13 protein-coding genes and 1 pseudogene are annotated in these 12,464 nt (G+C 57.4%); 3 read left to right on the top strand and 11 right to left on the bottom strand.

Features of this window, described 5'->3' with window-relative positions; all coding sequences use genetic code 11:
* Positions 1-34 precede the first annotated feature (34 nt).
* Positions 35-924 (bottom strand): annotated as a pseudogene (locus tag ACM110_RS05760) (2Fe-2S iron-sulfur cluster-binding protein); the annotation flags it as partial.
* A gap of 164 nt (positions 925-1,088) precedes the next feature.
* On the opposite strand from ACM110_RS05760, the gene cynS reads away from it, so the two are divergent.
* The 3 genes from cynS to ACM110_RS05745 all read left to right on the top strand — a co-directional run bounded on the left by cynS (position 1,089) and on the right by ACM110_RS05745 (position 2,605).
* Complete coding sequence (cynS, locus tag ACM110_RS05755; protein WP_338580945.1) at positions 1,089-1,556, top strand: cyanase; 468 nt, start codon at positions 1,089-1,091, stop codon at positions 1,554-1,556.
* A 104-nt stretch (positions 1,557-1,660) separates the two neighbouring features.
* Positions 1,661-1,909 carry a DUF2790 domain-containing protein gene (locus tag ACM110_RS05750; RefSeq protein WP_416126984.1) on the top strand — a complete coding sequence of 83 codons (249 nt, stop codon included), beginning with the start codon at positions 1,661-1,663 and terminating at the stop codon, positions 1,907-1,909.
* A 36-nt stretch (positions 1,910-1,945) separates the two neighbouring features.
* The gene (locus tag ACM110_RS05745) at positions 1,946-2,605 is read left to right on the top strand and encodes a carbonic anhydrase (protein WP_416126983.1); all 660 of its coding nucleotides are present in this window, start codon (positions 1,946-1,948) and stop codon (positions 2,603-2,605) included.
* Positions 2,606-2,641: 36 nt separating this feature from the next.
* Here the strand turns inward: ACM110_RS05745 and ACM110_RS05740 are convergent, their stop codons facing one another.
* The 10 genes from ACM110_RS05740 to rclC form a co-directional block, all read right to left on the bottom strand.
* Entirely contained in the window at positions 2,642-4,714 is a 2,073-nt protein-coding gene (locus ACM110_RS05740) for a pyridoxamine 5'-phosphate oxidase family protein (protein ID WP_416126982.1), read from the bottom strand.
* 119 nt (positions 4,715-4,833) lie between these two features.
* The gene (locus ACM110_RS05735) at positions 4,834-5,379 is read right to left on the bottom strand and encodes a cysteine hydrolase family protein (RefSeq protein ID WP_416126981.1); all 546 of its coding nucleotides are present in this window, start codon (positions 5,377-5,379) and stop codon (positions 4,834-4,836) included.
* A 44-nt stretch (positions 5,380-5,423) separates the two neighbouring features.
* Positions 5,424-6,047, bottom strand: coding sequence for a DJ-1/PfpI family protein (locus ACM110_RS05730; RefSeq protein ID WP_416126980.1), 624 nt, complete (start codon positions 6,045-6,047; stop codon positions 5,424-5,426).
* 158 nt (positions 6,048-6,205) lie between these two features.
* The gene (locus ACM110_RS05725; protein WP_416126979.1) at positions 6,206-7,117 is read right to left on the bottom strand and encodes a LysR family transcriptional regulator; all 912 of its coding nucleotides are present in this window, start codon (positions 7,115-7,117) and stop codon (positions 6,206-6,208) included.
* On the bottom strand, positions 7,117-8,037 hold the full coding sequence (locus tag ACM110_RS05720; protein ID WP_416126978.1) for a LysR substrate-binding domain-containing protein: 921 nt from the start codon (positions 8,035-8,037) through the stop codon (positions 7,117-7,119). Before ACM110_RS05720 ends, ACM110_RS05725 begins: the two co-directional genes overlap by 1 nt.
* 205 nt (positions 8,038-8,242) lie before the next feature.
* A complete protein-coding gene (locus ACM110_RS05715) occupies positions 8,243-8,872 on the bottom strand; it encodes a glutathione S-transferase family protein (RefSeq protein WP_416126977.1) in 630 nt (209 codons plus the stop codon).
* A 139-nt stretch (positions 8,873-9,011) separates the two neighbouring features.
* Positions 9,012-9,896, bottom strand: coding sequence for a transcriptional regulator CynR (gene cynR / locus ACM110_RS05710; RefSeq protein WP_416126976.1), 885 nt, complete (start codon positions 9,894-9,896; stop codon positions 9,012-9,014).
* Between the two features lie 93 nt (positions 9,897-9,989).
* The gene (gene gorA, locus ACM110_RS05705) at positions 9,990-11,351 is read right to left on the bottom strand and encodes a glutathione-disulfide reductase (RefSeq protein ID WP_416126975.1); all 1,362 of its coding nucleotides are present in this window, start codon (positions 11,349-11,351) and stop codon (positions 9,990-9,992) included.
* A gap of 46 nt (positions 11,352-11,397) precedes the next feature.
* On the bottom strand, positions 11,398-11,631 hold the full coding sequence (locus tag ACM110_RS05700) for a hypothetical protein (RefSeq protein ID WP_416126974.1): 234 nt from the start codon (positions 11,629-11,631) through the stop codon (positions 11,398-11,400).
* 150 nt (positions 11,632-11,781) lie between these two features.
* Positions 11,782-12,357, bottom strand: coding sequence for a reactive chlorine resistance membrane protein RclC (rclC, locus tag ACM110_RS05695; protein WP_416126973.1), 576 nt, complete (start codon positions 12,355-12,357; stop codon positions 11,782-11,784).
* Positions 12,358-12,464 lie beyond the last annotated feature (107 nt).

Here is a 12,464-nt window from a genome sequence, read left to right as displayed (position 1 = left end):
TTCGTCCGTCAGATTCTTCACGTCCAGTAACGACTCAAATGTCCAGCACTAGTGTCTCGCTGCCCTGCGCCGGTACTGCGCAACAGATCAGCACTTCGTCGCCTGCCAATCGTTGCGCTGGCATATTCAGGTAATGGACCAGTCCCCTGCCAAGTCGTGTTTTACACGTACCGCAGGAGCACCGCGGCAACTGAACTCGGGATTGAGTCCACGTGCTTCTGCCAGCTCAAGCAACGTCCCTGCCCCGGGTTCCCATCGTGCTTCCTTGCCAGACTTCGCGAACAGGACCTTCACGGCTTCATTGGCCATGGGTACCTGCTGCGCCGCGGGCACACTGACTTCTATGTCACGAACGAGCGTTGATGGTCCGAAGGTTTCAGCGTGAATGCGATCATCGGGAATACGCATCTTGCGCAGTCCGTCATACAACGCCTGAGTAAAACTCCCAGGACCGCACAGGTAGTAGTCGTAGTCATTGAGGGGGAGCAATGTCTTGAGCAGCTCGACATCGATTCTGCCCGGTACATCAAAACTTTCGCTTGCGCCGTCGATGGGGGGTTGGCTGACAACACGTAGAATCCGTATCCTGTCCCCCGCCCGGGTCGACAGTTCATCAATTTCCTCACGAAAGGCCAGATCGCCTACCGAACGACTGCTTTGTACTACCCATGTCGGACGCATTCGATTGACGCGCTTACCTTGATAAACCACTTCACGCAGCATCGACAATAAAGGCGTAATGCCAACGCCGGCCCCCAGCAGTACCAACGGACGCCGCTCGGAGGCTTGAACCGTGAAATCTCCTTGGGGAGCCCGTGCTTCAATCGAGTCATCGACCCGGATCCGATCATGCAGGTGCGAAGACACCGATCCGTCGCGCTTGACGCTGATGCGCAAGAAGTCATCGGACGGTGAACTGAATAGGAGCGCTTCTGAGTTTGCAACTTTCATGAACTCTCCAACAGGCATCTATAGGCAGGACTTATGCGAAGGATTGTTTATCGGTCTTGGACGCTATCGAGCAAACGGCAGAAGATTGCTTCACACCCAAGCAACACTCACCAAGCAAGCCCGATAGGAGAAACACCATGCAACAGTCCCACGCTTACAACGACACCAGCCTCGAACTGACCGCGAAAATCCTCGACGCCAAGGCCCGCAAGAATCTGTCTTTCGAAGACGTCACTCAAGGCACCGGCCTCGGTCTGGCTTATGTCACTGCCGCCCTGCTCGGCCAGCATCCGCTGCCTGAAGCCGCTGCCAAAGTGATCGGCGAAAAACTGGACCTGGACGCCGACTCGGTTGCCCGTCTGCAAATCATTCCGCTGCGCGGCAGCCTGTCGGGTGTTCCCACCGATCCGACCATCTATCGCTTCTACGAAATGATCCAGATCTACGGGACCACCCTCAAAGCCCTGGTCCACGAGCAGTTCGGCGACGGCATCATCAGCGCCATCAACTTCAAGCTCGACATGAAGAAAGTCGAAGACCCGGAAGGCGGCCACCGTGCAGTGATCACCCTCGACGGCAAGTTCCTGCCACTGCGTCCTTTCTAAGGATGCAACCAGACCTGTAAATCGGCCCGCAGCCTTGCGGGCCTGCTTCAAAAAAATTCTTAACCCTTTTCGATCAATCACCACATTTGAATGGAGGATTCGTCATGAAAAAAATTCTGTTTCTCGCCCTGTCCCTGACGGCTTCGCTGTCTGCCTACGCACAGCAAGCTGTAGTCGCCCCTGAGGCCGATCCATATGCGTATGGCATGCATCTGGATATCGCCAAAGTCATCCACCTCACTCCGACGGCGGATGTCTGTGGCCCGACGCAGGTGCAAATGACTTACCGCGACTCGCATGGTGAAACCCACATCCTGGAATACAGCGTGATCGGCAGCGGCTGCACCAACTGATCGTTACCCAAATACAACTTATTGAAGGTACACACCATGAAAGCGCTCATCGAAGGTTTCTTGAAGTTCCAGAAAGAAGCATTCCCACAACGCACTGACCTGTTCAAACACCTGGCCACCACACAACATCCAGGCACCTTGTTCATCACCTGTTCCGACAGCCGCGTTGTACCGGAACTGCTGACGCAGCAAGAGCCTGGCGAACTGTTCGTGATCCGTAACGCCGGCAACATCGTGCCGTCCTACAGCCCGCATTCCGGTGGTGTGTCTGCCACCGTGGAATACGCTGTCGCCGTACTGGGCGTGACCGATATCGTGATCTGCGGCCATTCCGATTGCGGTGCCATGACCGCTGTCGCCAAGTGCAAGTGCATGGATCACCTGCCAGCGGTCGCCGGCTGGTTGCAACATGCCGAGTCGGCGAAAGTCATCAACGAGTCGCGTCCTCACGCGAGTGAAGCCGCCAAAGTCAGTTCGATGGTGCGTGAAAACGTCATCGCCCAACTGGCCAATATTCAGACCCATCCGAGCGTGCGCCTGGCTCAGGAAAAAGGTCTGGTCAATCTACATGGCTGGGTCTACGACATCGGCACCGGTTCAATCGACGCTTTGGACGCCGACAAGACTTTCAAGTCTCTGGTCAAGCATCCGAACACCGTCGCCGTTCATGCCCGCCCAGCCAAAGCTGTTGCCTGACCCGCGCATGGCGGGATGAGTACCGATGACGCCAACTCACAAATCCAGCACCAGGGGGGCGTCGCCCTCCTTGGCTTGCGCTGGCACCGCACAGCAAATCAGTACCTCCCCTTCGGCCGGCATCTCAGCCGGCAGGTTCAGATAATGCACTTGGCCACTGACCAACCGGGTCCGGCATGTACCGCACGATCCGCCCCGGCAACTGAAGTCCGGGTTCAGGCCACGGCTCTCGGCCAGTTCCAGTAAACTCCCGCCACCCGGCTCCCACCGAGCTTCCTTCGCCGACGCCGAAAACAGCACTTTGACCGGGCTGCTTGCCGCGGGTATCTGCTCGACCGCCGGAGTTAAATGATCCCGTTGGCGAACCAGGGTCGAAGGACCGAAAGTCTCCGCGTGAATACGATCATCGCCAATACGCAACTGACGCAGGCCGTCGTACAGCGCCTGGGTAAAAGCACCAGGGCCACACAGGTAAAAGTCGTAATCGTCCAGGGGCAGCAATGCCTTGAGCAATTCGACATCCACACGCCCCGCCACCTCAAAATCCTCACCAACGCGCGCATGCGTTTCCGGCTGACTGAGCAGACGCAGTGCACGAATTTTATCCTTGGCACGGGTCGCCAGTTCGTAGAGCTCATCGCGAAACCCTAGCTCCCCCAGGCTGCGCGCACTTTGGATGAACCAGGTGGGACGAGTGCGACGAATTCGTTCGCCTTCATAAATCACTTCACGCAGCATCGACAACAGCGGGGTCACACCCACGCCTGCGGCCAGTAAAACCAATGGTCGATACTCATCGGCTTGCACCGTGAAGCGCCCTTGAGAGGCACGGGCTTCAACCAGATCCCCGACCTGAACGCGGTCATGCAGATGGGACGAGATAAGTCCGTCACGCTTGACGCTGATGCGGAAAAAACTGTCCGACGGCGCGCTCGACAGGCTGTAGGTCCTGACCAGAGGCGCCTGTCCTTGCGCAAGGCAAAAGCGCACCGGCAGGTGTTGGCCAGCCTCGAACCGAGGTATGCCCGCGCCATCGGCCGGTTCAAAGTAGAAGGAGCGAATGGTGCTGCTCTCGTCAACGATCCGCGTCACCCTCAGCGGTCGCCATTGATCGCGCAAGCTATCGGCTTGCAATCGGCTTTCAGCCTGCTCCCAACTGCCCGTCATCAGGCTGTTAGGCGAAAAACCTTCAAACCGCCAACGCAGGGCCAACACGGCCTGACGTCGAACCACCTGTTCCACGGTCAGCGTCCAGAGCCGCTCAGCCCCCTGAAAGGCTGCAATCTGCGGCCCTTCGAGAATGATCTCGGTACGCCCGCTGACTTGCAGCATGTCGCCTGTTTCAAAATCGATGAACGCCAGCCCCGCGCGCGGGTTGAGCAGGAAATTACCCAAGGTGTTGAAGTGCAGGTTGCCAGCGAAATCGGGAATCGTCAGCACGTTGCCTTCGATCCTGACGAAACCTGAATTGCCCCCCCGGTGCGAAACGTCCACCGAGCGTCGGGATGCATCGCCGTCCAGGTCGACGTAGCTGGCGATAAAAAAGGTATCGGCCTTGCTGATGGTCGCCTTGGCGGCTTCATCGAGTTCGCTGAGACATTCGGCCGGGACATTTGACGAGGCTTGGCCAAGGCTGACCGGTTCAACGCCTCGCAACTGAATGTATTGCGGGCAGTTGCCGAAAGCGTGCACCACAGAAACGGCAAAACCGCCTGACGAGGCGGTACTGATGTTGCCGTTCATTCGATTGCGCCTTCGGGTCTTCAGGTCAATGCCGAGCAGTCCCACCGCAGCGCCCTGCTTAAGGGCCGTCCTGACCGGATCACCCTCGGCGGGCAGGCGGTCGAGCTGCAGCACTCGCGGTTCGGGTGAATGGATGAAGCCCGGTGGGCCTTCGATCAACGTGGCCCAAGGCATCCCTTGTTCATCGACCGCGCCCACCACCAGGTAAGGCAACTGGTTGTAAAACAATCGATGCTGATCAGGCATGTAGTCGCGTACGACCTTGCGTCCGAATATCTCCATTTGATCGGCGACGCCGACGCTTTCCTGCAACTCTCGCTCACCCGCATGCCAAGGGGATGCTTCTGGCGCGTCCGATTGATTCATGATCACCTCTACGCATTCGTGAACAGGTGCCCGTCACCCGCCGCCCGGCGAGGAAGGGTTGAATCCCCGGCAGCGGGGGCTAATCGCAGTTGCCGGGGATCATCAACTCTGTGCTTTGCCTAGGCCACGTACTCGTCAGTGCTCAGCACTTCGGCGTACCCGAACTTCAAGGCGGCCATGAACGCCGCATGCACCAGAGGCGCAGGAACCTTGACGTTGTTGAACTCCAGATCGTGGGTCGTACAGGCATCGTGAATAACGGTCGTCTCAAACCCGAAATCGTCAGACGCGCGGGTGACAGCATCGATGCACATGTGGCTCATGTTGCCGACCACGGTGACCCGTTCAATCTCGTTGTGCTCAAGCACTTCGAGCAATTGCGTTTCGCGGTACGGGTTCATGAAGTGTTTGACGATGACCAACTCGTCCCTAAGATTGCGCACCTTCTCGTGCAATTGCGCGCCGTCGGAGCCTGGGACAAAAAACGGTGCATCAGGCGCTAAAGTCTCGTGCCGGATATGGATGACCAAGTCACCCCGCTCACGTGCTGCGCCAATGACACGAGCCGCATTGTCAGCGGCCGAGTCAGTCGCGTTGAGTTCCCATTTGCCGCCGGAAAAATAGTCATTCTGAATATCAACGACGATGAGTGCTGTGTTAGTCATACGGTTACCTTGGTAAAGAGTCGATTCGGAGTGGGTGGATCATTTCAGGGCACTTGCGGCGTTTCGTACCAATCACGGTCGGGGGTGGCGAAGCGCATCTTCTTGCGAATAAAAGCGGCATTTTCGGCGCTGGTTATTTTTTCGAGCAGCGCGAAGGCAACTTCGGTGGCAGTGCCCGGCCCGCTTGAAGTGATGATCTGGTCATCGACAACCACCGGGCGATCGACAAAGCGTGCACCGGTTTCCAACAGTTGGTTTTTGCGCTTGCCGCCCTCCTGGTGATAGGTCGTGGCGTTCCTGTTACGCAGCACGCCGGCCACGCCCAGGCACACGGAAGACACGCATACGCTGGCAACGGGTTTGCCGGCTTCGACGAAATGCCGGATGGTCGCCAGGAAGGGTTCGCTCAGGGCTTCCTCGTAAAAACCCGCCGGTTCAAAACCACCTGGCAGTGCCAAGGCATCGAAGCTGCCCACGTCCAGATCGCTCAATAAAAAACTCGGATTGAGCGAGAGACCGAAGGTGGTCACGATCTTTCTGCGAAGGCCGGCGTTGACCAGCTCCACGGGGTGATCCCCCAGCAGGTTGGCCCAGCCAAGCACATCGGTAAAAGCGGCCATTTCCAAGGGCTCTACGCCGTTGGCCAGTAACATAAGCACGCGTTTCATCGGTCATGAACCTCTGCTGTACAGCATGGAAGAGTGTGTGCTTATGCTCCGCCTTAACCGCCGTACAAAGAACGACCACAAAAGACAATCCACTATTTCGCTCACTGAAATGCCCGATAGGCATCTGTATCAGTGCAAGTTGCGAGCGCTGCGAACGTTCAAAGAGTATCCGGCTGCATGGCCGGATGTTCGCGCAGGCCTTCGACGATGTGGTCGACGAAACTGCGTACCCGCATCGAGGCCTTGCGCCCCTCGCGGTACACCACATGCACCGGCAGCGCCGGTAACTCATAGGGCTGCAATACGCGGCGCAATCGCCCACTGTTCAAATACTCGTACAACGGATAGCTCAGGCAGCGGGTAATGCCGGCGCCATGAGCAGTAGCATCGATGGCCGCCTGCACCGTCGCGCAACTGATCCGTGACCGGGCTTTTATAGGGTTCAATTCACCGTTCTGGTGAAAGTCCCACTGGATCTTGTCTCGATAAGCATGAGTGGCAATCAACCGATGATGTCTCAAATCTTCCGGTACGCCGGGCTCACCGTGAGTGGCCAGATAGGCCGGGCTGCTGCAAACCATCGAGCGCACGTGGCCCACTTGTCGTGCGATCAATGATGAGCTGGGCAGATTACCGACGAGCACAGCTACGTCGATTCCCTCCTCATTCATGTTCGGAAAACGATCATGGTATTGCGCGAAGACTCTTACTTCGGGATACAGGTTCGTATAACTCGATAGCATTGAGTTCATGACATAGCGGCTGAACAGCAAAGGCATCAGCACCGTGAGATTGCCTTGGGCCTGCACGTGCAAGCCCTTCGCCGAAGCCTCTGCGTCTTCGATGGCCTTGAGAATGCGTGAACAATCGGCCATGAAGCCGGCCCCGGCCTCAGTCAGCGACACACCGCGGGTACTGCGAAGTAACAGTGGCACGCCAAGACGTTCCTCCAGCCGTGCAATGGCGCGAACGACCGTGGGTCCTGACACGTTCAAACGACGTGCCGCAGCAGCCAGGCTGGGTCGCTCCGATAATGCTTCGAACATCAGCATTTCATGGTAGCGATCCATCAGCTGGAGCCCTTCACCACAGCCTTGAGCGCCGAATCCTTGCCGAGTCGATCCGCGAGAAAATCCACGAAGGTATGGACCTTCGCCGGTATTCGGGTGCTCTTGAGGTAGACCACTTGAATGGGTAGCGCAGGCGGTTCGAAGTCTTCCAGCACCAATTCCAGTTCGCCAGCCGCCACCTGGCTGGCCACTTGGTAGGACAAGACACGCGTGACGCCCCAGCCCAGGCTGGCGATATTGATCGCGGCCTGATTGGCGGTGACCACCAATCGCGGTTCGAATCGAAAGCTCAGTGCGTTGCCGTCGTTGACGAATTGCCAGTCGCTCAGCAAATGGCTGGCCGAAGACATGACGATGTTGGCGGTACTGAGTTCACCGGGATGACGCGGCCTGCCGTTGCGCTCGAAATAATCGGGCGTACCGCAGATCACCTGGCGTACTTCGCCGACTTTGATGGCGTGCTGATTGGTCTCATGCAAATGGCCGATGCGTATGGCCACATCGATACCCTCGTCAGCCATATTCACGACACGATCCACCAGCAAGGCATTCAAGTGCACCGAAGGAAACTGATCCACGTAGTCGGCCAGCAGCGGCGCGATGAACAACTCGCCAAACAGCACCGATGCGGTCACGGTCAAATGCCCGCACGGTATCGAGTAACTGCCAGCCGCCGCCTCCTCCGCCTCGTCGATATCACTGAGGATACGCCGACAATCTTCAAGGTAGCGTTGACCCGCTTCGGTAAGATGCAGGCTGCGAGTGGTGCGAGAAAGGAGCTGTGTGCCGATGCGCTCTTCCATCGCGGCGATGGCACGGGTCACGCTGGGGGGAGAGATGTTCAACCGGCGGGCAGCCGCGGCAAAGCCTTCTTCCTCGGCTACTGCCATGAATATCTGCATTTCTTGAAAACGATCCATAGGCGACCCTGTCTTGATGAGAGGACAGCGAGGAGCCTCGCCGCTTGCGTGGCAAGACCTGGTTGCCAGTATCGTCGGCCAAAGCGACTTTCGCACGCGCCGTCGGGCTGGCTGCATGTACGCAAAGCAATCCTGAGCGATCTGCGCAGCCAATGAAAAGGAGCTTTCCGCAAGTGTTCTCCCGGCAAGCTCCTTCAGGATCGAATCAAGCCTCCTGCAGGCCTACAGCGGTACGTTGCATGCCAACGAAGTTCGGCAACGCTTCGATGCTGCTCAACCAGGCACGGACTTTCGGGTAGTCAGTCAGCGCCACGTTACCTTCTGGTGCGTGGGACACGTACGTGTAAGCGGCAACATCGGCGACGGTCGGCTTGTCGCCGGCCAGAAATTTGCTTTGACCCAGTTCTTCTTCCATGACGTTAAGCAGGGCATGAGAACGTTTGATCGTTTCTTCGGCGTCATAGCTGGCACCAAACACGGTGATCAATCGCGCGGTGGCAGGACCCGAATTGATCTGACCGGCGGCCACCGACAACCAGCGTTGAACCTTGGCTTGCTCTAGCGGATCGGTCGGCAGCCATTGGCCCTTGCCATATTTGGTGGCGAGATAAACCACGATGGCGTTGGAGTCCGCCAGGACGGTGCCGCTGTCATCGATCACCGGCACTTGGCCAAAGCGGTTGAGCGCCAGGAAGTCAGGCGCTTTGTGCGCGCCCTTCATCAGGTCTACAAATACCAATTCCGTCGGCAGGCCGAGCAGGGACAGCATCAGTTCAACCCGATGAGAGTGACCAGACAACGGGTGACGATAAAGTTTGATCGCTTGCTGGGACATGACGTACTCCGACTATTTATGTGTTCGACCCGGTGATCGCGTCGATGGAGTCATCTTCCCCTCCTCTCATAAACAGAGGAATGACCAGCAATTACAATCCAGCATTTCATGGCGTGTAATGATCATTTTTTTGCAGAGGCTACTGACGCCCCGATTCACCCAACATCAAGTCCATGAAGGCGACTGACGCCGCGCTGTGATAGTTGTTTTTGCGCCGCAACAAGGCGGCTCCGCGCTGTGGCCCCTTGTCCAGCAGCGCGATCCTGCGCAGGGCGCGGTCCTGGGTAGCGATGGGTTCCGGAAGAATAGTGGCAACCGCCGTGTGCCGCATGACTTCCAGCAAAGTGTTGACCGAGTTGACCTCGATCACCACGTTGGGGGTGATCTGCGTCTTGGCGAAGTACTCGTCAATACAGACGCGGGTGGCGAAGTCGGGAGTCAGCAACGCGAAGTTCAGTTGCGCGACCTGCTCGGCGGTCAAGGGTTTCTTCCAGTCGTATAACGGGTGATCGCGCCCCACCACCAGCCCCAGGGTTTCAACAAAAGCCGGGATTGTTTCGATGTCCGGGTTTCGCACCTCGTCAAACGCAATGGCGATATCCAGTGAGTCCTCTGCCAGGCCGGTTTCGATATCGGCCATGGAGAGTTCAAGGATCTCCAGATGGATATTGGGATAGAGAGCCATGTAGTCGCGCATCAGCGGTCCCACCAGGTACGCCATGAACGTCGGTGTCATGGCCAGGCGCAGGGTGCCGCGCGACAGATCCTTCACATCGTGCAGTGCACGCTTGCCAGCCTCCAGCTCGACCAATACACGACGGGCACATTCGATGTAGGCCTGCCCTGCATCAGTCGGTTTGACAGTGCGTGACGTGCGGTCGAACAGCACTACACCAAGCGTATCTTCCAGCTGCCGGATCTGTTGCGACAAGGTGGGCTGGGAAACATGCAACGCCTCGGCGGCGCGGGTGAAGCCGGCGTTATCGGCGACTGCCAACAAATAGCGCAAATGGCGTAGCAGCATAAGAACTCTCCTCTATAGGCACTGCTTATGCGCTGCATTGTATATCGATCCTGGAGGCTATCGAACCAACGGAAGAAGATTAGCCGTCTGCCGTTATCTGCCGGTGACAGGCGTACGCAGCGTCACAAACTCTTCTGCCGAGGTCGGGTGCACACCGATGGTTTCATCGAACAGGCGCTTGGTGGCCCCCGCTTTCAGCGCGATGGCCAACCCTTGAATGATGTCTCCGGCGTCGGGGCCGACCATGTGCGCGCCCAGTACTCGATCCGTCGCAGCGTCCACCACCAGCTTCATCAGCGTCTGCTCGGACGACTCCGTGAGGGTCAGTTTCATCGGTTTGAACCGGCTCTCGAAAACCACGACTTTGTGGCCATGCTCCAGTGCCTGTTCCTCCGTCAGTCCAACGGTGCCGATATTGGGCTGGCTAAACACCGCGGTGGGAATGTGTCGGTAATCCACGGGACGATATTCTTCGGGTTTGAACAAGCGACGCGCGACGGCCATGCCCTCCGCCGTGGCGACCGGCGTCAGTTGCACCCGGCCAATCACATCACCCAATGCCAGAATCGATGGCTCGCGGGTTTCGAAGTTGTCGTTGACGTCGATGAAGCCCTTGTCATTGAGTGCGACGCGGGTGTTTTCCAGGCCCAGATTGTCGAGCATCGGGCGGCGGCCAGTGGCGTAGAAAATGCTGTCGGTCTCCAGTTGACGACCGTCGTTGAGTGTTGCCAGCAGACTGCCGTCCGCCTGTTTGTCGATCTGCACGATATCGGTGTTGAACTGCAATTGCAGACCGCGTTTGGTCAGTTCTTCCACAAGGTGCGTACGAACCGATTTATCAAACCCGCGCAGGAACAGATCACCGCGATACAGCAGGCTGGTGTCGGCACCCAGGCCATTGAAAATGCCGGCAAATTCGACGGCGATGTAACCACCGCCAACCACCAATACCCGCTTGGGCAGTTGTTTCAGAAAGAATGCTTCATTCGAAGTGATCGCGTGCTCACGACCTGGAATATCCGGAACCTGTGGCCAGCCGCCGGTGGCAATCAGAATGCGTTCTGCGCTGTAACGTTGGCCGTTGATTTCAACGTGATGGGCATCGGTCAGCCGTGCATGACCTTCGAGCAAGGTCACGCCGCTGTTGATCAGCAATTTGCGGTAAATCCCGTTGAGCCGTTCGATCTCGCGGTTCTTGTTGGAGATCAGTTTTTCCCAGTCGAAATGCGCCTTGCCCGCCGTCCAGCCAAAGCCCTCGGCCTGTTCGAAGTCGTCGGCAAAATGCGAGCCGTAGACCAGCAGCTTCTTTGGCACGCAACCGACATTCACGCATGTACCACCGAGGTAGCGGCTTTCGGCAACAGCCACTTTCGCGCCGAATCCTGCGGCAAAACGCGCGGCACGGACACCGCCGGAGCCTGCACCAATCACAAATAACTCAAAGTCGTAGGTCATCTCAATTCTCTGCAAGGTCGCACAACACAGGTGTGGCCAACCATCGTTAAAGGGGAGAAAAACGAAGTTTCAATGCGCGCAAAATCGGGGCGCATCGTTTCAAGAGCGAAACCTTGTTCTGATGCGTATTGGATCTGTGCGTGACAGGAGCCGCTCTGGACTCGCTAGCCAGTGCGCCCATCAGTTGGGGCAGCAGAAAGCCACCTTCGTATTCGCTATGGGCCATGGCTGGAGCCTCCAACCAAGGGTTACCGTCGCAGGAATGAGCAACATCAATCATGTGTGGACTCCCTGGATGGACTCTGCATTAGCCCGAAATGGGTCAATGCCTTCTGCGTTCAGTCTCGCTATCTATGGGCAATTAGAGAACCGGCAGGGATGTCATGGCTTAATTGTGCGGGGTGAAACAATCCAGCGAGGCGTTGATGGCTCATGCACGACTTTCCCGCAGCAGATGACGAGCGGAGTCGGCCATCACAGTCAGCGAACCTGCCAGCATCAATACGTCTTTAAGCACCAGGCGACCACCTCCGGACAGGTAGGGAAAACCGATCTGAGCGTCGCCCAGCGCACCGACCCAAGCCTCTGGCGTGGTGATCAGAAAGCTCAAAGTCACCAATGGCGTACCGAAGGCCAATGCACCACCGAGTAGTCCGGTGCGTCGTTTGATGGGATTGGACAGCACCAATAAGCCAATCAGGAGTTCGACAATGCCCAGCCCGGCCGAGAACCCGTAGGTGTTATTGGCTGTCTGCCAGGCGCGCTTGTCTGCGTTCAGTTCGCCTTCATGTGTCAGGTGAGCCTTGTACTCTTGCGGGTGCTCGTAGAAGAACGACATGAAGGGGCTATTGGCGACAAACGGTGTGATGCTGTCGGCCTCGTAGGGGACGAATTTGAGTGCGCCAATCCACAGGAACACGATGCCGATTGCCAGTCGCATAAGCGAAGCGCCAAAGGTATCCACTTTGCTGAGGAACCGTAACCAGGTTGCAAATGAGGTGAACATGAGACTTCTCCAGAACATTGAATGTGGAGCCAGTCTGCGGATTTGGCGAACGGTGCTTTTGTTCGTCATGCTCAAGTTGTTGCTTGATCGTCTCAACGTGAACAGGT

The organism is Pseudomonas sp. NFX98 (assembly GCF_047784845.1).
Taxonomy (GTDB): domain Bacteria; phylum Pseudomonadota; class Gammaproteobacteria; order Pseudomonadales; family Pseudomonadaceae; genus Aquipseudomonas.
This window is presented reverse-complemented; position numbering and strand designations above follow the sequence as displayed.